General features: G+C 62.9%; 18 protein-coding genes. 9 read left to right on the top strand and 9 right to left on the bottom strand.

Annotated elements, in window-relative coordinates:
* Positions 1 to 2 precede the first annotated feature (2 nt).
* Entirely contained in the window at positions 3 to 491 is a 489-nt protein-coding gene (gene smpB, locus SPISAL_RS04680; protein WP_016353319.1) for an SsrA-binding protein SmpB, read from the bottom strand.
* A gap of 87 nt (positions 492 to 578) precedes the next feature.
* Here smpB and SPISAL_RS04675 point away from each other — a divergent pair, with 87 nt between their 5' ends.
* Together SPISAL_RS04675 and SPISAL_RS04670 are read left to right on the top strand one after the other, a co-directional pair.
* On the top strand, positions 579 to 1,016 hold the full coding sequence (locus SPISAL_RS04675) for a type II toxin-antitoxin system RatA family toxin (protein WP_016353318.1): 438 nt from the start codon (positions 579 to 581) through the stop codon (positions 1,014 to 1,016).
* An 11-nt stretch (positions 1,017 to 1,027) separates the two neighbouring features.
* The gene (locus SPISAL_RS04670) at positions 1,028 to 1,309 is read left to right on the top strand and encodes an RnfH family protein (RefSeq protein ID WP_016353317.1); all 282 of its coding nucleotides are present in this window, start codon (positions 1,028 to 1,030) and stop codon (positions 1,307 to 1,309) included.
* Positions 1,310 to 1,321: 12 nt separating this feature from the next.
* Here the strand turns inward: SPISAL_RS04670 and SPISAL_RS04665 are convergent, their stop codons facing one another.
* On the bottom strand, positions 1,322 to 1,702 hold the full coding sequence (locus SPISAL_RS04665; RefSeq protein ID WP_016353316.1) for an outer membrane protein assembly factor BamE: 381 nt from the start codon (positions 1,700 to 1,702) through the stop codon (positions 1,322 to 1,324).
* 38 nt (positions 1,703 to 1,740) lie between these two features.
* Between SPISAL_RS04665 and fur the strand changes: the two genes are divergently transcribed.
* A complete protein-coding gene (gene fur, locus SPISAL_RS04660) occupies positions 1,741 to 2,235 on the top strand; it encodes a ferric iron uptake transcriptional regulator (protein ID WP_016353315.1) in 495 nt (164 codons plus the stop codon).
* A 1-nt stretch (position 2,236) separates the two neighbouring features.
* Here the strand turns inward: fur and recN are convergent, their stop codons facing one another.
* Both recN and SPISAL_RS04650 read right to left on the bottom strand, forming a co-directional pair.
* Entirely contained in the window at positions 2,237 to 3,907 is a 1,671-nt protein-coding gene (gene recN / locus SPISAL_RS04655; RefSeq protein ID WP_016353314.1) for a DNA repair protein RecN, read from the bottom strand.
* Positions 3,901 to 4,779 (bottom strand): NAD(+) kinase, encoded by an 879-nt coding sequence (locus tag SPISAL_RS04650; protein WP_016353313.1) that lies wholly within the window; start codon positions 4,777 to 4,779, stop codon positions 3,901 to 3,903. Before SPISAL_RS04650 ends, recN begins: the two co-directional genes overlap by 7 nt.
* Before the next feature lie 122 nt (positions 4,780 to 4,901).
* Between SPISAL_RS04650 and hrcA the strand changes: the two genes are divergently transcribed.
* The 6 genes from hrcA (at position 4,902) to SPISAL_RS04620 (ending at position 11,715) form a co-directional block, all read left to right on the top strand.
* Positions 4,902 to 5,957: a heat-inducible transcriptional repressor HrcA gene (gene hrcA, locus SPISAL_RS04645; protein WP_016353312.1), complete on the top strand. Its 1,056-nt coding sequence runs from the start codon at positions 4,902 to 4,904 to the stop codon at positions 5,955 to 5,957.
* 52 nt (positions 5,958 to 6,009) lie between these two features.
* Positions 6,010 to 6,606 carry a nucleotide exchange factor GrpE gene (gene grpE, locus SPISAL_RS04640; protein WP_016353311.1) on the top strand — a complete coding sequence of 199 codons (597 nt, stop codon included), beginning with the start codon at positions 6,010 to 6,012 and terminating at the stop codon, positions 6,604 to 6,606.
* Positions 6,607 to 6,670: 64 nt separating this feature from the next.
* Complete coding sequence (dnaK, locus tag SPISAL_RS04635; protein ID WP_016353310.1) at positions 6,671 to 8,605, top strand: molecular chaperone DnaK; 1,935 nt, start codon at positions 6,671 to 6,673, stop codon at positions 8,603 to 8,605.
* A gap of 136 nt (positions 8,606 to 8,741) precedes the next feature.
* Positions 8,742 to 9,881, top strand: coding sequence for a molecular chaperone DnaJ (gene dnaJ / locus SPISAL_RS04630; RefSeq protein WP_016353309.1), 1,140 nt, complete (start codon positions 8,742 to 8,744; stop codon positions 9,879 to 9,881).
* Between the two features lies 1 nt (position 9,882).
* Complete coding sequence (gene dapB, locus SPISAL_RS04625; RefSeq protein ID WP_016353308.1) at positions 9,883 to 10,689, top strand: 4-hydroxy-tetrahydrodipicolinate reductase; 807 nt, start codon at positions 9,883 to 9,885, stop codon at positions 10,687 to 10,689.
* 27 nt (positions 10,690 to 10,716) lie between these two features.
* Positions 10,717 to 11,715, top strand: a complete 999-nt coding sequence (locus SPISAL_RS04620; RefSeq protein WP_016353307.1) for an NAD(P)/FAD-dependent oxidoreductase — start codon at positions 10,717 to 10,719, stop codon at positions 11,713 to 11,715.
* On the opposite strand, the gene dapE is transcribed toward SPISAL_RS04620, so the two are convergent.
* From dapE to map, 5 genes are read right to left on the bottom strand one after another with little or no spacing between them, the layout of a single operon-like run.
* Positions 11,672 to 12,847 carry a succinyl-diaminopimelate desuccinylase gene (gene dapE / locus SPISAL_RS04615; protein ID WP_016353306.1) on the bottom strand — a complete coding sequence of 392 codons (1,176 nt, stop codon included), beginning with the start codon at positions 12,845 to 12,847 and terminating at the stop codon, positions 11,672 to 11,674. The two genes, SPISAL_RS04620 and dapE, sit on opposite strands and share 44 nt — an antisense overlap.
* Positions 12,848 to 12,849: 2 nt before the next feature.
* The gene (gene dapD, locus SPISAL_RS04610; protein WP_016353305.1) at positions 12,850 to 13,668 is read right to left on the bottom strand and encodes a 2,3,4,5-tetrahydropyridine-2,6-dicarboxylate N-succinyltransferase; all 819 of its coding nucleotides are present in this window, start codon (positions 13,666 to 13,668) and stop codon (positions 12,850 to 12,852) included.
* A gap of 12 nt (positions 13,669 to 13,680) precedes the next feature.
* Entirely contained in the window at positions 13,681 to 14,898 is a 1,218-nt protein-coding gene (gene dapC, locus SPISAL_RS04605) for a succinyldiaminopimelate transaminase (RefSeq protein ID WP_016353304.1), read from the bottom strand.
* Position 14,899: 1 nt separating this feature from the next.
* Entirely contained in the window at positions 14,900 to 17,611 is a 2,712-nt protein-coding gene (gene glnD, locus SPISAL_RS04600; RefSeq protein WP_016353303.1) for a [protein-PII] uridylyltransferase, read from the bottom strand.
* 1 nt (position 17,612) lies between these two features.
* Positions 17,613 to 18,371, bottom strand: a complete 759-nt coding sequence (gene map / locus SPISAL_RS04595) for a type I methionyl aminopeptidase (RefSeq protein WP_016353302.1) — start codon at positions 18,369 to 18,371, stop codon at positions 17,613 to 17,615.
* Positions 18,372 to 18,518: the final 147 nt, after the last annotated feature.

Here is an 18,518-nt window from a genome sequence, read left to right as displayed (position 1 = left end):
GTCTAGACCTCGTGCTTCATGATGCGGGCCCGCTCACGCTGCCAGTCGCGCTCTTTTTTATCAGCGCGCTTGTCGTGCTGCTTCTTGCCTTTCGCGAGCCCGATGCTGAGCTTGGCCTTGCCCCGTGACCAGTGCAGGTCAAGCGGCACGATGGTGTAGCCACGCTGCTCGGTGGCGCCCACCAGTTTGGCAAGCTCGCTCTGGTGTAAGAGCAGTTTGCGGGTGCGGGTGGGGTCCGGGTTGACGTGTGTGGAGGCCGTTGGCAACGGTGGAATGCTGCAGCCAATGATGTACGCCTCGCCATTGCGCAAGATGACGTACGCCTCTGAGAGGTTAATCCGACCAGCCCGAAGGCTCTTGACCTCCCAGCCATGCAGGACGAGTCCTGCCTCGAAGCGCTCTTCTACGAAAAACTCGAAGCGGGCCTTGCGGTTAATCGCAATGCTCGCGCTATCGCCTGTGTGTTTCTTTTTGCCGGCTTTCTTGCTCACTGCGGCATTCTAACAGCCATGAGCGCAGGGCAACTCTCTGGTAATCTTGGCCGTTGTCATTGTTTTGCCATGGAGCCTGACTGCCACATGACCACGGTCTCACGATCAGCCCTGGTCCGACACTCGGCCGAAGAGATGTTTGACCTGGTCGACGATGTTCGCAGTTACCAGGAGTTCCTGCCGTGGGTGAAGCGCTCGCGCGAGATCGAGCGCAACGAGGACATGGTCTGTGGCGAGCTGTTGTTCTCCAAGGCAGGCTTTGAGAAATCCTTTGTGACGCGCAACCGCCGCCAGCCCGGCAAGATGATCGAGATCCGTCTGGTGGAGGGGCCATTTCGTCAGCTTGAGGGGTTCTGGCGTTTCCAGCCGCTGGGTCATGGTGGTTGTAAAGTCTCGGTGGATCTTGAGTTCGAGTTCTCGAGCCGGCTGCTTGGCGCCGCGTTCGGCCGGGTCTTCACGCAAGTGGCAGGCACATTGGTCGATTCGTTTGTGCGACGGGCCAATACCGTCTACGGCCGCGGGTAGTCAGCGGCGCCATGCGTGTGGAAGTGGCCTATGCCCGGCCGGATACCCAGCATCTCGTGGCGGTCGAGGTTGCGGAGGGGACGAGCGTGGAAGCGGCCATCATCGCCTCGGGTCTTCTCGAGGCGTGTCCAGAGATTGATCTCACACGCCAGTCGGTGGGGGTTTTCTCGCGAATCGTGCCGCTTGAGACACCCTTGGCTGAGAACGACCGGGTGGAGATTTACCGGCCTTTACAGGTTGATCCGAAGGCCCAGCGGCGGGCGCGGGCCAAGGCGCAGCGCGACAGGCGCTAGCAAATGGTCGGCTTATCGGCTGTTGTGCAGCGGATGCCCGTCTTCGATGAAGCTGCCCTCGGCAGCGACTACCTGCTCGTTGTCAAAGTAAACGGTGAGCCGTCGAGAGACAGGCTCAAGATCGCTGCTGCGTGGTTCCACCTCGTACAGATAATCCCACCGGCCTTCGCTGAAAGGATCCTCAATCGTGGGCGGGCCCAGCAAAAATCTCACCTGACGCGGCGACATGCCGGCCTCAAGTTGCTCGACAGCAGCTTCGGTGATGGCTGTGCCCTGACGCAGCTCAGGTTTGTAGACGATCGGCAGGCGATCGATGGTGCCCGCACAGCCAACCAGACTGGCCATGATCAAAAGCAATGTTGCTGCGCGCACGCCGGTGTATACTGGAATCATTGTAAACAGGCCGCCTCGAACCGGTTACAGGAGCATGCATGGTAACTCAGCCAACGCGACCTGGGCACGTCCCCTGGGAGATTAGTCAGGAGTCGGACGAACTGCGCCGCGCCGGACTGAAAGTCACGATGCCGCGCCTCCGTATCCTGCGCATGTTGGCGGGCCGGGCGCGGGAGCATCTGTCTGCTGAGGAGGTGTATCAGCGCTTGCACGAGGCCGGCGAGGATATCGGGCTTGCGACGGTGTATCGGGTATTAACGCAGTTCGCAGAGGCCGGCATCGTCATCAGCCACAACTTCGATGGGGATCGGGCGGTTTTCGAGCTGAATTCCGGTATCCAGCATGACCACCTCGTCTGCGTGGATTGCGGCCGGGTAGAGGAGTTCAAGGACCGGATTATCGAGCAGCGCCAGGCCGATGTGGCCGCGGTGGCGGGTTATGAGTTGATGAGTGATTCGCTGATTCTCTACGGCCGTTGCCCGGAATGTGCCAAAGCCGCCCGCCAGCAGCGCCTGGCTGAGGCCTCGAGCTGACTTAGCCCGCGCGCTCCAGCATCTCCCGCGCATGGCTGAGGGTCTGATCCGTGATCTCGACCCCGCCCAGCATGCGGGCGATCTCCTCGGTTCGCTCGCTATCAGCAAGATGACGCACCTGCGTGGTCGTGCGCCCTTCAGCGTCTTGCGATTTTTCCACCTGTAATTGATGGCGGCCCTGGGAGGCGACTTGGGGTAGATGCGTGATGCAGAGCACTTGATGGTGCTCGGAAAGGGCACGCAGCTTACGCCCGACGACCTCGGCCACCGCGCCGCCGATACCGGCATCGGCCTCGTCAAAAATCAGGCAGGGGAGCTCAGCGGTGTGTGCGGTGGCTACTTCCAGCGCGAGGCCGATGCGTGAGAGCTCACCACCCGAGGCGATGCGGTTCAGGGGCCCAGGGCGCTGATCGGGGTTGGTGCGCACGTCAAAGCGGACTTGGTCCTGGCCGTGGCGGGCAGGTTCGGCCTCGCGGTCAGGCTCGACGCGGATGAGCAAGGCTGCGCCAGGCATCCCCAGTTCGGCAAGGGTGGCGTTGACCTCGGCCATTAACCCGTCGGCGGCGCTCTGACGGGACGCCGTCAACTGCTCGGCGGCCTCGCGATAGGCTTTTTCGGTTTGTGCTTGCGCCTCGGCAAGCTCGATCAAACGTTGGTCTGCAGATTCCAGTCGTTCGAGTTCGCCACGAAGCTGTTCGGCGTGTTCGGCCAGGTGTTCCGGCTCGACGTGATGCTTGCGGGCCAGGTCGTGCAGGGTGCTGAGCTGGTGTTCCACTTCCGCAAGCCGGGCCGGGTCCATTTCCAGATGATCAGCAAAATGCCGCAGGGTCTGGCAGCCTTCCTGGAGCTGGACCTGGGCTGTGGCGAAAAGCTCAGTCGCCTCACCAAGGGCGGCATCGGTATCCAGATGCTCGGCGAGCTCGCGCTCGGCAGCGGCTAACAAGCTTTGCGCGGCGTTGTCGCCGTCATACAGCCAGTCGAGACTGCGCTGACAGGCCCCCAGGATCTGCTCAGCTCCAGCCAGGCGCCGTTGCTCACGCTCGAGCTCGGCAAAGGCCGCTTCACTGATCGCCGCGGCGTCCAGCTCTTCCAGCTGATAGCGCAGCAGGGCAATGCGGTCCTGGTGATCGTCGCTGCCCCCCGCCAGTTCGGCGCGCTCGCTGACGATCGCCCGCCACTGGCCGTGCAGTGTAGCGACAGGCTCGAGCAGGCTGGGATGGGCGGCGTAGCCATCAAGGGTTCTTCGCTGCACTTCGGCGCGGGCCAGGGCCTGGTGGGCATGCTGGCCGTGAATACCCACCAGCCGCTGACCCAGCGCTTCGAGCTGTGCCCGGGTTGCGGGGCGGCCATTAATCCAGGCCTGAGAGCGTCCATTGCTGTGAATGACGCGGCGCAGCAGGCATTCGCCGTCCTCTGCCAGGTCCTCAGCTTCTAGCCAGTCCCTTGCCCGCGGCGCGTCACTGACGTCAAAGCCGGCATGAATCTCACTGCGCTCGGCATGCGGGGGCACCATGTTGGTATCAGCCCGGTCACCCAGGCACAGGCCGAGGGCATCCAGCAGGATGGATTTGCCCGCCCCGGTCTCGCCGGTGAGCACGCTCAGGCCGTTGGACAGTGACAGTTCCAGACGCTCGATGATGGCGAAGTCGCGGATCCCGATCTCGTTCAGCATGGTGGTGTGGTGTCTCCCCAGCGCAGCTTCGCCCTGAGGATATCGAAATAACGGTGTCCGGGTGGGTGCACAAGTCGCAAACGGTGAGGGGAAGCGGCAATTTCAACCCAGCCGCTTTCAGTCAGGCCCAAATCCGCCTGGCTGTCGCAGCTCACATGCACGTGCTCGATCGCCGCCTGTTCGAGGCGGACCTGAACCCGACTGTCCGCACTGACCACCAAGGGCCGATTGCTGAGTGTATGAGGGCAGATGGGGACAAGGGCGAGGGCGTTGATCCCCGGATGCATGACGGGCCCGCCGCCGGACATGGCGTAGGCGGTTGAGCCGGTGGGTGTGGCAATGATCAAGCCATCGGAGCGATGGCGGTTACACGGCTCGTCATCAATCCAGGTCTCGAACTCGATCATCCGAGAGGTGTTCCACTTCTGAAGTACTACCTCGTTGAGGGCGAGTGAACGGGCAACAATCTCGCCTTCGTGGACGATGCGTGCCTCAAGCATCAGGCGCTCGTCCACAATGGCGCTGCCATCGAGTACAGCGTCGATCTCGTCAAATCGGTCAGGAGAGACATCGACCAGAAAGCCGAGTCGGCCACGGTTGATCCCCAGGACGGGGATGTCGTTGGTCGCGATACGCCGGGCGGCATGCAGAAGGGTGCCGTCGCCCCCCACAACGATGAGCAAGTCAATGTCGCCAACCAGCTGCTCGAGCGGTGCATGGGCCGGGACGCCGGGCAAGTGCGTGCCCATGCCGGCGTCGATCTGTACGGCGCGATCGCGGGACTCCAGGTGCCGAACCAGCCGGCCGATGGTGTCGATAACCGCGGTGTCATTGGGCTTGCCGGTGATGGCAATGCGTTGGAACGGCTGCATGCGGCCCCCCTCCAGGATGGCGCCCAAAGTAGCATGCTGTCCGCAAATTGACAGCCATGGAGGGCATTGTTAGCTTCGTTTGGCACTCTAGCCACGGGAGTGCTAAATCCACGGAGGTTCACATGGCTCAGCGATCGGCCGAGGCGCCGCTGAACGAGCGTGCCCAGCACCTGCTGAGGGCGCTTGTCCATCGCTATATCCGCGATGGTCAGCCCGTGGGATCCCGAGCACTGACACGGGACGCGGGGTTGGACCTGAGCGCGGCGTCCATCCGCAACGTGATGGCGGATCTTGAGGATGCGGGCTACGTGCAGTCACCGCACACCTCGGCCGGCCGTATCCCGACAGATCGGGGTTATCGCTTTTTTGTGGATTCGTTGCTGAAGGTGCGCTCATCTCATGGGCTCGACGCGGAGAGCCTGCGAATCCGCCTCGATGGTGGGCAGGATACCGACTCCCTGGTGGATTCCGCCTCGAATCTGCTCTCGGGCCTGACTCATCTCGCAGGCGTGGTCATGCTGCCAAAGCGCGATGCCGGGGCGATTCGCCACATCGAGTTCTTGCCACTGAGCGAGCGGCGCATTCTCGCGATCCTCGTTCTCAACGACCACGAAGTGCAAAACCGCGTGATCGAGGCGGATCGCGATTACAGCGCCGCGGAGTTACAGCAGGTCTCGAACTATCTGAGTGCCGAGTTCACGGGTAAGAGCATCGGTGATGTCCGCCGCGGTTTGCTGGAGGCGATGCAAGCTGATCAGCAGCACATGAACACACTGATGACCTCGGCCATTGCCGTGGCCCGGGAGGTCTTCAGCGAGCAGGACGAGACCCGTGACGATTTCGTGATGGCGGGTGAGACCAACCTGATGACCTTCGCCGAGCTCTCGAGCGTCGAGAAACTCAAGGAGCTGTTCGATGCGTTCGGCCGCAAGCGCGACATCCTGCATCTGCTCGATCGCTCGCTCTCCGCGGACGGGGTGCAGATCTTTATTGGCCAAGAGTCCGGCTACCGGGCCTTTGATGGCGTGAGTCTGGTGACTTCGACCTATCAGACGGATGACGAAGTGCTGGGCGTCCTCGGCGTGATCGGGCCAACCCGCATGGAATATGACCGGGTGATCCCGATTGTGGATGTTACGGCTCGACTGTTGGGGCATGCCTTGAAAACCGGACATTGAACCCCACATCACCCGGCAGGGACGGGTACGCACTGAATTTTCGGAGAACACGATGAACGAGGACGACAAGCGCAAGGACTCGTCGAACGACGAGGAAGAAGCCGCAGAGCAGGCTAAAGCGCAGCCGGCAGAAGCGGCCGAGCAGGCTGAGCAGGGCGAGCCGGATACGGAGACGGCCCTAGCCGAGGCCGAGGCGCGCGCCGAAGAGAACTGGAATCAGTTCCTGCGGGCGCGGGCTGAGATGGAGAATCTGCGCCGGCGCGCCGAAAAAGACGTTGCACAGGCCCGGCAGCAATCGCTGGAGAAACTCGCCGGTGAGCTGCTCGCGGTTAAGGACAGCCTTGAAATGGGTGTTCAGACCGCGCGCTCAGAAGGGGCGGATATCACCCAGATTGCGGAGGGCTCGGAGCTAACGCTGCGAATGTTCAACCAGGCCCTCGAGAAATTCCGTATTGAGGAAATCAATCCGGAAGGCGAGCGATTTGATCCGGCCTGTCACGAGGCGATGGCGGCGCAGCCAGCCGCCGATGCTGAGCCGAATACCGTGCTGAATGTTGTGCAAAAGGGCTATCGCCTAGGCGAGCGACTGTTGCGTCCAGCCATGGTCATTGTCGCCAAGGCACCGGAAGAAAACGGCGGCGAGGGTTGAAAAATCCTGCCCCTGCCTACACTTCAGGCAATGAACTGAATTTGTTTTTGAGGAGCGATTAATCATGGGCAAGATCATCGGAATCGATCTGGGAACGACCAATTCCTGCGTCGCCGTCATGGAAGGGGGGTCGTCTCGGGTTATCGAAAATGCCGAGGGTGATCGGACCACGCCATCGACCGTGGCATTCAGTGAAGATGGCGAGGTGCTCGTTGGGGCTGCCGCCAAGCGCCAGGCGGTCACCAACCCGGAGAACACGCTGCACGCCATCAAACGGCTGATCGGGCGCAAGTTCGAGGAAGACGTGGTCCAGCGCGACGTCAAGGAAATGCCGTACAGCATTGTCAAAGCGGACAACGGCGACGCCTGGGTGGAGGTGCGCGACAAGAAAATGGCGCCACCGGAAATCTCGGCCCGCGTGCTCCAGAAAATGAAGAGCACCGTCGAGGATTATCTGGGTGAAGAGGTGACCGAGGCGGTCATCACGGTGCCGGCGTACTTCAACGACTCACAGCGTCAGGCGACCAAGGATGCCGGGCGGATTGCCGGCCTTGAGGTCAACCGCATCATCAACGAGCCCACGGCGGCCGCGCTCGCCTATGGTCTCGACAAAAAGGGTGGTGATCGCAAGGTGGCGGTCTACGACCTTGGTGGCGGCACGTTTGACGTGTCGATCATCGAAATTGCCGAGGTTGAGGGTGAGCATCAGTTCGAGGTGCTTTCCACCAACGGTGACACCTTCCTTGGCGGTGAGGACTTTGACCGCGCAGTGATTGATTATCTCGTTGCTGAGTTCAAGAAAGACCAGGGCATTGATCTGTCGAGTGACCGGCTTGCCCTGCAGCGACTGAAAGAGGCGGCTGAGAAAGCCAAGATTGAGCTGTCCTCCGCCCAGCAGACCGAGGTCAACCTGCCGTATATCACGGCGGATCAGACCGGGCCGAAGCATCTGAACCTGAAGCTGACGCGGGCGAAGCTCGAGAGCCTGGTTGAGAACCTGGTGAGTCGCACGATCAAGCCCTGCGAGGTCGCGTTGAATGACGCCGGGCTCAAGGCAAGCGAGGTTGACGAGGTCATTCTGGTGGGTGGTCAGACCCGCATGCCCAAGGTCCAGGAGGCGGTGAAGGACTTCTTTGGCAAAGAGCCGCGCCGGGATGTGAACCCCGACGAAGCGGTGGCGATTGGCGCCGCAATTCAGGGCGGTGTGCTGGGTGGCGACGTCAAGGACGTGCTGCTCCTCGACGTGACCCCGCTGTCGCTGGGCATCGAGACGCTCGGTGGCGTGATGACCAAGCTGATCGAGAAGAACACCACGATTCCGACCAAGGCGAATCAGGTCTTCTCGACGGCTGAGGACAATCAGAGCGCGGTGACCGTGCATGTGCTCCAGGGTGAGCGTGAGATGGCGGCGGATAACAAGTCGCTTGGCAAGTTTGATCTGTCGGACATTCCGCCCGCACCGCGGGGCGTGCCGCAGGTGGAGGTCACCTTTGATATCGACGCCAACGGCATTCTGCATGTCACGGCCCGTGACAAGGGCACCGGCAAGGAGCAGTCGATTCAGATTCGTGCCTCCAGTGGCCTATCCGAGGACGAGATCGAGCGGATGGTCACCGACGCCGAGTCGCACGCCGAGGAGGACCGCAAGGCCCGTGAGCTTGTCGAGGCGCGTAACCAGGCGGATAACCTGATTCATGCGGCGCGCAAGAGCCTCGAGGAGGTCGGTGACAAGGCTTCTGACGAGGAGAAGAAGGCCGTTGAAGACGCCATCGGCGAGGTTGAGGAAGCCATGAAGGATGGCGACAAGGACACCATCGAGACCAAGACGCAGGCACTGGCGGAGGCCTCTGGCAAGCTTGCCGAGAAGCTCTATCAGGATGCCGGTGGTGCCGATGGCGCGGGCGATGGCGCGCAGGCCTCGGGTGAGGGTGAGTCTGCCAATCAGGACGATGTGGTCGACGCCGAGTTCGAGGAAGTGAAGGACGACGACAAGAAGTAACCGCGGCCGGCGAAGCGGGCTTCGCCAGGCAGGGCGCAGTGGGCTACCCACCGAGTGACGGTGTGGCTGGTCGCTGCGCCTTTGCCGTTGCGGCCGCGCCGGTTAACCTGCAACCAATTCGAACAGTACGGGCACCATGGCGAAACGCGACTATTACGAGATCCTCGGGGTATCCCAGAACGCCTCTGAGAGCGATATCAAAAAGGCGTATCGACGCCTGGCAATGAAGTATCACCCCGATCGCAACACGGGGGATACGGACGCGGAAGTCCGCTTTAAAGAGGCCAAAGAGGCCTACGAGGTGCTCAGCGACGGGCAAAAGCGCGCGGCCTATGACCAGTTCGGGCATGCCGGCGTGGATCCGAGTGCCGGTGGTGGCGGTCGCGGCGGCTTTGGTGGCGGCGGCGCAGACTTCTCCGACATCTTCTCGGATGTTTTTGGCGATATCTTTGGTGGTGGCCGCGGCGGGGGCGGCCGGGCCTTTCGCGGAGCGGACCTGCGCTATCGTATGGAGATCTCCCTGGAGGAGGCGGTCGAGGGCGTTGAGCGGGATATCCGCATTCCGACGCAGGTGCGCTGTGAGGCGTGCGATGGAAGTGGCGCCGCACCCGGCAGCACACCGGAGACCTGCCCAACCTGTCATGGGCATGGTGATGTACGCGTCCAGCAGGGATTTTTCTCGATCCAGCAAACGTGCCCGCGCTGCAGCGGCACCGGGGAGGTCATCGCTGATCCCTGCGTGCAGTGCGGCGGCAATGGCACTGTCCCCGATCAGAAAACGCTCAACGTTCGCATTCCGGCGGGTGTGGATACCGGTGACCGAATCCGGCTGAGTGGCGAAGGGGAGCCAGGTGAGCAGGGTGGCCCCGCCGGTGATCTGTACGTCGAGGTGGCTGTTAAGCCTCACCCCATCTTCACGCGTGACGGGTCTGATCTGCGTTGCGAAATCCCGCTCGCGTTCACGACAGCGGCACTGGGTGGCGAAATCGAGGTGCCGACGCTGGATGGGCGGGTGACGCTCAGGGTGCCGAGTGGCACGCAGTCCGGTAAGGTCTTTCGGATCCGTGGCAAGGGTGTGAAGCCCGTGCGGGGGGGTGCCCAGGGCGATTTGCTGTGCCGGGTGAGTGTCGAGACGCCGGTGAATCTCACCGGACGGCAGAAGGAATTGCTCGAAGAGCTCGCCGAGACACTGGAAGATGGCGGTGAGCACCATAACCCGCGGGGTAGCTCCTGGCTGGATTCGGTGAAGAAGTTCTTTGAAGGGATGAAGTTCTGATATGACCACCGTGGGAATTCTCGGGGCCGGGGGGCGCATGGGCCGTGCGCTTGTTGCTGCGCTGGCAGACGAACAGGGCTTGACCCTGGGGGCGGCGACGTTGCGGCCAGGGCATGCTGAGCTGGACGGCGATGCTGGGGTGCTCGCGGGCGTTGGCGCACTGGATATCGCGCTGACGGATGATCTCGCGGCGGCGGCGGCAGCGGTTGATGTGCTCATCGACTTCACACTGCCTGCGGCGTTTGAGGACAACTTGCAGGCGGCTGTCAGCGCTGGCACCCCCATTGTCATCGGTACCACGGGGTTGGATGCCGAGGCGGAGGCGGCGCTCGATGGCGCGGCTTCACATATTCCGATTGTCCAGGCGGCAAACTACAGCAGCGGTGTAACACTGATGCGCCGCCTCGCCGAGCTGGCCGCCGGGGCACTTGGCGATGATTATGATGTCGAGATACTAGAGGCGCATCATCGGCTGAAGAAAGATGCGCCGTCCGGCACGGCCCTTGCCTTGGGCGAGGCGGTAGCGGCGGCCCGTGGCGTCAACCTGACGGAGCAGTCGGTGCGCAGTCGAGACGGAATCACCGGTGAAAGACCGGTGGGTGCGATTGGTTTTCAGACTTTGCGGGGCGGCGATATCGTGGGCGAACACACCGTGATGCTGGCGGGCCAGGGCGAGCGCATCGAACTGACCCATCGGGCATCAAGCCGGGACACTTTTGCGCGTGGCGCCCTGCGGGCCGCGGGTTGGCTGGTTCATCAGTCCGCGGGGCGCTTCGACATGGAAGACGTGCTTGGGTTGAGCGCCTGAGCGGATTCGACCGATAGAGAGACCGTCATGCGCATAGCGATTATCGGCGCCGGCATCGCGGGACTCGCGGCAGCGCGTACGCTGCAGGCCGCCGGCATCGAGGCGGTCGTGTATGACAAAGGCCGGGGCCCGGGCGGGCGGACCGTCAGCAAGCGCACTGAGCACGGTTCGATCGATCTGGGGGCACAGTATTTCACCGCGCGGGACCCCGCGTTCCAGGCGGTTGTGGCCGAATGGCAAGCTGCAGGCGTTGTTCTGCCCTGGTCAGTGACACCGGTCGTCCTGCCTGAGCGACAGCCCGCGCGGCCCGAGACCCGTCTGGTGGGGGTGCCGCGGATGTCATCCCTGGCCAAACACTTGAGCGATGGGCTTGATCTGCACACCGAGGTACAGGTCAGTGAAATCACTCGGGAGCTCACCGGGTGGGTCTTGCGAGAGCGCACGGGCGAAACGCTGGGGGAGTTTGATCAGGTGCTCCTGACCGCCCCGGCGCCCCAGAGTCAATCCTTGCTGGCAGAGCCGAGTCCGCGGCTAGCAACGGAGGCGGCTGCCGCTCACATGCAGCCATGCTGGTCGGTCGGTCTGGTGCTGGAGCGTCCACTTGAGGTTGATTTTGACGCCGGTTTCCCGAGCAGTGGGCCGCTGGGATGGGTGGCACGTGCCGGCTCACGCCCGGATCGCCCGCATTTGCCTGAGATCTGGATACTGCACGCGACGGCCGCCTGGAGTGAGGCGAACATTGAGTGGTCGCCGGAGGCGGTGAGTGAATTCCTTGCCCAGGCCTTTGGTGATCTGTTGCGACGCCCACCGGCGATTGCCGAGCGCGTCGCTCACCGCTGGCGCTTTGCACGCGCACGGGGCGCGCTCAAGGCAGCGGACGGCTATCTTGAGCATGAGGACATCCTGTGTGCGGGCGACTGGGTGTCGGATGGCCGGATTGAGGGGGCCTGGCACAGTGGATGCGCCGCAGCACGGCGATTGATCAGCGCAGCTGAGCGCTCGGGCTCGCCGCAAGGCGGCGAATAATCGCTTCGTAAAGCTCGCTCAGGGCCTCCAGTTCTGCGATGTCGATGGATTCGTCGACCTGGTGGATACTGGCATTCACCGGGCCGATCTCCACCACCTCAGCGCCAAGGGGCGCGATAAACCGTCCATCAGACGTGCCACCCGCCGTATTGCCCTGGGGCGTCAGGCCGAGCTGTGCTTCAACACACGTGGTGATGGCCTCGCGCAGGGCGCCTGGCTCGCTGGAGAAGGGCTCCGCTGAGAGGTGCCAGTCGATGCGGGCGCCGGGGGCATGTCGATGCACGATGTCGGTGATGCGGGCCTGCAGCTCGGTCGCTGTAGAGGCGGGCGAGAAGCGCAGGTTGAACCGTGCACTCGACTCGCCGGGGATGACATTGCTCGCATCCGTATCTGCGTCGATGTCGGTGACCTGCAGTGTTGTTGGGGGAAAGGCCGGGGTGCCATGATCCCATTCTTCTGCGACAAGCTCGGCGAGGAGAGCGGTCAGTCGATGCAGCGAATTATCGGCGAGTGCCGGGTAGGCAACATGACCCTGGCGGCCGGTGACGGTCACGGTGCCGCTGAGTGACCCCCGCCGACCAATGCGGATGGTATCGCCGAGAGTGTGCTCGCTGCTGGGCTCGCCGACCAGGCACCAATCGATTGGCCCCGTCAGCCCCGTGAGTGTTGGGGCGATCGCACGAATGCCATCGTTTGCCGGGCCCTCTTCGTCACTGGTCAGAAGGATCCCCAGGCGCAGGCCACCCAGGGCCTCTGACTCAAGCAGCCGTTCACAGGCCGTTACCCACGCCGCCACACTGCCTTTCATATCGGCCGCACCACGGCCGTAGAGGCGGCCGTCGCGAATGCTTGGTGTAAACGGTTCGCTCTGCCAGGCCTCTACCGGGCCGGTGGGCACGACATCGGTGTGGCCCAGAAAAAGCAGCAGCGGTGTGCTGGAATCCGTGGCCCCGGCGCTGTCGGGTGAGCGCAACGCCAGCAGGTTACTCACCTCACCCTGAGGCAGTGAATGGAGGGCAAAGCCGAGGGCCGCCAGGCGCTCGGCGAGCAGGGCCTGGCAGCCGGCATCGTCTGGCGTGATGGAGGGCCGGGCGATCAGCGCCTCGGCAAGGGCGAGCGGTTGGCCGTGCATGATCAGGGGCGCAGCAGCTCGTTGATCCCGACCTTGGCGCGCGTTTTGGCGTCCACCTGCTTGATGATCACCGCGCAGTAGAGGCTGTGGCTGCCATCAGCCGCGGGTAGGCTACCGGAGACAACCACGGCACCCGGCGGCACCTCGCCAAACGTGACTTCGCCCGTCTCGCGGTTATAGATCTTGGTGCTCTGGCCGATGTACACGCCCATGGAGATCACCGCACCCTCGCCGACAATCACGCCCTCGACAATCTCGGAGCGGGCGCCGATGAAGCAGTTGTCTTCGATAATGGTGGGATTGGCCTGCAAGGGCTCCAGCACGCCACCAATGCCCACACCACCCGACAGGTGCACGTTGCGGCCAATCTGGGCACAGGAGCCAACGGTGGCCCAGGTGTCCACCATGGTGCCGGTATCGACATACGCGCCAATGTTGACGTACGAGGGCATTAAGACAACACCGGCAGCAATGTGCGCGCCACGCCGGGCTGCCGCCGGTGGCACCACACGCACGCCGTCCACTGCGAAATCGGCACTGTTGTAGTCGGCGTACTTGAGCGGGACCTTGTCGTAGTAATCGGTCGCGCCGCCGCGTATCCGCGTATTGGGCTGCAGCCGGAAGGACAGGAGCACGGCTTTTTTGAGCCACTGGTTGACCTGCCACTGGCCGTTCACCTTTTCAGCGACCCGTGCATCACCGCGATCAAGCTGACCGAGGGCCTGTTCGACCGCTTCACGAACCTCCGTCGGGGCGCTCTCGGGGGTTAGTTCGTCGCGTTGCTCAAAGGCGGTCTCAATAATGCTCTGGATCGCGGCCATGGGGGGTCTCCGTCAGTCGGTCTGTTCAATGAATTGGCGAATGCGCCCGAGGGCATCCTCGCAGATGCCTGTCTCTGCCACCAGCGCCAGGCGAACTCGGCCCGCCCCCGGGTCACCCGCGGCGGTGGGCCGCGAGAGATAACGCCCGGGCAGAACCGTGACGCCCGTGGCCGCGTAGAGATCGCGGGCAAATGCTTCGTCGTTGCCACGGGGCACGGGTAACCAGAGATAAAAACCGGCCTCGGGCTCGCGATAGGGGACGACGTCCTGCAACAAGCGGCTGGCGATTTCGAACTTCGCTCGATAAGCCGCCCGGTTGTCCCGCACGTGGGCCTCGTCCTGCCAGGCCATGAGGCTCGCCTGCTGGGTGTGTAGCGGCAGCGCGCAGCCCTGGTAGGTTCGGTAGGCCGTGAAGTCACGAATGAGTTGTGCGTCACCGGCGATGAACCCCGAGCGCAAGCCCGGAACATTAGAGCGCTTGGACAGACTGTGAAAAACGAGACAGCCGCTGTAATCGGGTCGTCCGGCAGCCTGACAGGCGGCCAGCAGGCCCAGCGGTGGCGCGGCTTCATCCCGGTAGAGCTCGCTATAGCATTCGTCGGCCGCGATGAGGAAGCCGTGGGTGTCCTGCAGCTCGAAAAGGCGGGCCCAGAAGCTTTGCGGGAGTACGCGCCCGCTGGGATTGCCGGGGCTACACAGATAAATCAGGCCACAGCGGCGCCAGGTGGCTGCATCAATCCGGTCAATGTCGGGCAGTTCATCCGAAGCGTGATCGGTGTTCAGGTAGATCGGCTCGGCCCCGGCGAGGAGGGCGGCGCCTTCATAGATCTGATAGAACGGATTGGGCATGATCACGCCCGGGCGTTGAGCCGGGTCGATCAGGGCCTGGGTAACGGCGAACAGGGCCTCGCGTGTACCGGCGGCCGGGAGCACCTGCGTGGTGGGATCCATGCCGCCCGATGGCAGATTAAAGCGCCGGGTGAGCCACTCGGCGATGCCTTCGCGCAGTGACGCACTACCCAGGGTTGCCGGGTAGCGGCCGATGCTCGAGTCGATGGCCTGGCGCAGGGTCTCGGCGATGAAATCAGGGGCGGGGTGCTTGGGCTCACCAATCGACAGCGGAACAGGCGTAACCCCGGCAGGGGGTTCGACGCCCTCCAGCAACGCCCGGAGGCGTTGGAACGGATAGGGTTGCAGGCGCGCAAGGCCGGGGTGGCTGTGATGGCTCATGCTAAACCCCATCTCCGCGGCGCATAATGTCGCTATCGCCCTCAAACAGCTCGAGGAGTTCACTGCGCAGTTGCTGGCGCAGCGCTGGTGTCAGCGGCGCGTTATCGGCATCGGTCAGAAAGAACACATCCTCGGCGCGCTCGCCAATGGTGGCGATCTTGGCGTTTTGCACCCGCAGGCTGTGGCGCGCGAATACGCTGCCCACGCGGGCAAGCAGGCCCGGCTGATCGCCGGTAATGAGCTCGACCGCGGTGCGCCCGTTACCCGTGTCCTCGCTGAAATCGACCTGGGTTGGCGTGTTGAAGTGGCGTAGGCGTCGCGGCAGGCCGCGGTGCCCGGGCTCTGGTGGCTTTCGGGTCTCGCCAAGGACCTCGGTGAGCGTCTCGCGGATCATGGCTGTCCGGGCGTCACGCTCGAGGCCCTGATCCGTTTCTTCGAGCACGAGAAAGCTGTCGAGGGTATAGCCATTGGTGGTGGTAATGATGCGCGCGTCCTGAATATCCAGACCGAGCTGATCCATCGCCGAGACCGCCAGGGCAAAGATGTTGTCGCGATCGCGGGTGTAGATAAAGACTTCGGTACCACCGCGACGGGTTTGCGGGTCAATCAAAATCAGCGGGACATGGGCGGCACTGCCGGCGGAATGGATGGCGGCGGTGTGCCAGGCGACCTCGTCGGCGGTGTAGCGCAGGAAATACTCGGGCGTGAAGTGCCGCCAGATAGAGCGCACGGTCATGTGATGCAGGCCCTGGTCGCGCAATAGATCGCGGGCGCGGGTTTGTGCTTCACTGACCAGCTCTTCTTCATCAACCGGGGCACCCAGCCCACGGCGCAGGGCCCGGCTTGCCCGGCGGTAGAGCTCGAGGAGCAAGGCCTCGCGCCAGCTGTTCCAGAGTTTGGGGTCGGTTGCCCGGATATCGGCCACCGTCAGTAAGTACAGGTAATCAAGATGCGTCAGGTCGCCCGCCTCGGCAGCGAACTCGTTGATCACCGCTGGGTCGCTGATATCACGGCGCTGTGCGGTCATCGACATCAGCAGGTGCTTGCGCACGAGCCAGGCGACAAAGCGGCAGTCATAGCGTGACAGCCCGTGCTGCAGACAGAACGCGTAGGCATCTTCCGCACCGAGTTCGGAGTGGTCGCCACCGCGGCCCTTGGCGATGTCGTGAAACAGACCGGCCAGGTAGAGCAGCTCCGGTTTGGGGATGCGCCCGTGGATCTGGCTGAGTAGTGGGAACTCTCCCCGGTGCTCTGGCATGGCTAACCGGCGCAGATTTCTCACAACCATCAAGGTGTGGGTGTCGACGGTATAGACATGAAACAGGTCGTACTGCATCCGCCCGGTGATCTCGGCGAAGGCGGGGATGTAGCGGCCGAGGATGCCGTGGCCATGCATGCGGCGCAGTGCGTGGGTGATGCCTTCAGGCTGACGCAGGATTTCCATGAACAGGCTGCGCACCCGCAGGTCCTCACGAAAGCGCTCGTCGATCAGATAGCGGTGCTCACGTAACTGTCGCACCGTGGCCGCGCGAATCCCTCGTACTTCGGGGTGCTGCTGCATGAGCAAAAAAAGCTCAAGAATGGCAATGGGATAGCGCTTAAAGATGTTGCGGTGGGTGACCTCAATAAAACCCCGTTTCACCTGAAAACGTTTGTTTAGCAGCCGCGGTTTTTCATCAACATCGCCGTACAGAATGGACTCCTGGTAGAGCTGCAGGAGCATTTCATTGAGGCGGTTGAGTCGCATGATCATGCGGTAGTAGCGCTGCATGAACTGCTCGACGGCCAGGGTGTGCTCGGCGTCTTTGTAGCCAAACTGGCGAGCAAGCTCGGTCTGGTATTCAAACAGCAGCCGATCTTCGCGCCGGCCCGCTTGCAGGTGCAGGGCAAAACGCAGGTCCCAGAGAAAGTGCTGGCCTTGCAACAAGGCATCGTACTCGCCGTCGGTCAGAAAACCGAGATCCACCAGGTCGCCGAGCGAGTTCGCATTGAAATGCCGCTTCGCCACCCAGCCAATCATGTGGATATCCCGCAGCCCGCCCGGACTCTCCTTGAGGTTCGGCTCCAGGTTGTAGGCGGTGTCGTGATAACGCTCATGACGGCGCTGCTGTTCGGCCCACTTCGCCTCGAAAAAGGCGGGACCAGGCCAGATGCGGAAGGGGCTGGTGGCCGCTTCCATGTCCTTGAACAGGGTGGAATCGCCCGCCAGTGGGCGAGCCTCCATCAGGTTTGTGGCAACCGTAATGTCCTTGTCCGCCTCGGTGACGCAGTCATCGATGCTGCGCACGCTATGCCCAACCTCGATGCCGACATCCCAAAGCGCCGTGATAAACCCGGTCAGCCTGGCATCAAGCCCCTCCACGGGTGTGGCTGGCACAAGCACCATGAGATCGGTGTCGGAGGCAGGGTGGAGCTCCCCGCGGCCGTAACCGCCCACCGCCACAAGACAGCCGATGTCCGCGAAATCCCCCATGAGGCGTTGCCATAATCGGATGACGATGGCGTCCATGAGTGTCGCGCGTAGCGGGACCAGGGTGGAAGCCGGTGTGCCCTCCTGAAACCGGGCGGCCAGCGTCTCGTCTGCATCGCGAAGTGTCTGGCGCAGCCGTATGGCCGGGTTCGGATCGCCGTCAAGCTGGCTATCCAGTGCGTCGAGGTCGAGCAGCTGACGGTCGAGGCCTTCGTCGTCCAGGGCAGGCGCCATAGCCACCATGTTAGTCGGGCGCACTCAGCGTGAGGATGTCGACGCCATCGTCGGTGACAGCAACGGTGTGCTCCCATTGCGCTGACGGGCTGTGATCCTTGGTGACCACCGTCCACTGATCACCGAGCAGCCGGGTGTCGGGGCGGCCGGCGTTGACCATGGGCTCAATCGTGAACGTCATGCCAGGCTGCAGGGTCATGCCGGTGCCAGGTTTGCCGTAGTGAAGGACCTGGGGCTCTTCGTGGAAGCCGCGGCCAATACCATGGCCACAGTATTCGCGGACCACGGAGCACCCCTCACCTTCAACCAGCGTTTGAATCGCATGGCCGATGTCGCCAAGGCGGGCGCCGGGCTGGACGGCACGGATGCCCGCCTCAAGGGCGGCCTGGGCAATCTCCGTGACGCGGCGGGCCTGAATACCGGGCTGACCTGCAAAGTACATGCGGCTTGTGTCGCCATGCCAGCCGTTATAAATCACGGTCACATCGATGTTGAGGATGTCGCCCCGTTTGAGTTTTTTGTCGCCTGGGATGCCATGGCAGATCACGTGATTGACCGAAATGCAGGTGGCCTTCGGGAAGCCGCGGTAATTCAGGGGGGCGGGGACGCAGTCGATGGAGTCGATGTAGGCGTGACAAAGCCGATCGAGCTCGCCGGTGGAAATGCCCGGGCGCACGTGTTCGGTGATCATGTCCAGAACCGAGGCGGCGCGGCGGCCAGCCTCGCGCATCTGTTCGATCTCGGCGGCCGTTTTTGTCGTGATGCTCATGGTGTATCCGTCTGCAGGGTCGAATAACCCCGGAAATGGCGTTTTGCGCGGCATCCGAAATTGTCGCTGCAAGCCGTCTATGGTATAAACGCGACGCCCTCAGGGCAATGCAAGAGAAAACTTCACACATGCACCGACACGACTGGC

The organism is Spiribacter salinus M19-40 (assembly GCF_000319575.2).
In the GTDB taxonomy this organism is placed as follows: domain Bacteria; phylum Pseudomonadota; class Gammaproteobacteria; order Nitrococcales; family Nitrococcaceae; genus Spiribacter; species Spiribacter salinus.
The sequence above is the reverse complement of the archived record's forward strand: the minus strand, read 5'-3'. Positions and strand labels throughout refer to the sequence as shown.

Excerpts from the sequence above, each read along its gene's own strand:
- dapD (WP_016353305.1), bottom strand. The coding sequence starts at position 13,668 with ATGGCCGCGATCCAGAGCATTATTGAGACCGCCTTTGAGCAACGCGAC.
- SPISAL_RS04670 (WP_016353317.1), top strand. The coding sequence starts at position 1,028 with ATGCGTGTGGAAGTGGCCTATGCCCGGCCGGATACCCAGCATCTCGTG.
- recN (WP_016353314.1), bottom strand. The coding sequence starts at position 3,907 with ATGCTGAACGAGATCGGGATCCGCGACTTCGCCATCATCGAGCGTCTG.
- SPISAL_RS04650 (WP_016353313.1), bottom strand. The coding sequence starts at position 4,779 with ATGCAGCCGTTCCAACGCATTGCCATCACCGGCAAGCCCAATGACACC.
- hrcA (WP_016353312.1), top strand. The coding sequence starts at position 4,902 with ATGGCTCAGCGATCGGCCGAGGCGCCGCTGAACGAGCGTGCCCAGCAC.
- dnaK (WP_016353310.1), top strand. The coding sequence starts at position 6,671 with ATGGGCAAGATCATCGGAATCGATCTGGGAACGACCAATTCCTGCGTC.
- map (WP_016353302.1), bottom strand. The coding sequence starts at position 18,371 with ATGAGCATCACGACAAAAACGGCCGCCGAGATCGAACAGATGCGCGAG.
- glnD (WP_016353303.1), bottom strand. The coding sequence starts at position 17,611 with ATGGTGGCTATGGCGCCTGCCCTGGACGACGAAGGCCTCGACCGTCAG.
- dapE (WP_016353306.1), bottom strand. The coding sequence starts at position 12,847 with ATGCACGGCCAACCGCTCGCCCTTGCCGAGGCGCTGATCGCCCGGCCC.
- SPISAL_RS04675 (WP_016353318.1), top strand. The coding sequence starts at position 579 with ATGACCACGGTCTCACGATCAGCCCTGGTCCGACACTCGGCCGAAGAG.
- fur (WP_016353315.1), top strand. The coding sequence starts at position 1,741 with ATGGTAACTCAGCCAACGCGACCTGGGCACGTCCCCTGGGAGATTAGT.
- SPISAL_RS04665 (WP_016353316.1), bottom strand. The coding sequence starts at position 1,702 with ATGATTCCAGTATACACCGGCGTGCGCGCAGCAACATTGCTTTTGATC.
- grpE (WP_016353311.1), top strand. The coding sequence starts at position 6,010 with ATGAACGAGGACGACAAGCGCAAGGACTCGTCGAACGACGAGGAAGAA.
- dapB (WP_016353308.1), top strand. The coding sequence starts at position 9,883 with ATGACCACCGTGGGAATTCTCGGGGCCGGGGGGCGCATGGGCCGTGCG.
- dapC (WP_016353304.1), bottom strand. The coding sequence starts at position 14,898 with ATGAGCCATCACAGCCACCCCGGCCTTGCGCGCCTGCAACCCTATCCG.
- dnaJ (WP_016353309.1), top strand. The coding sequence starts at position 8,742 with ATGGCGAAACGCGACTATTACGAGATCCTCGGGGTATCCCAGAACGCC.
- SPISAL_RS04620 (WP_016353307.1), top strand. The coding sequence starts at position 10,717 with ATGCGCATAGCGATTATCGGCGCCGGCATCGCGGGACTCGCGGCAGCG.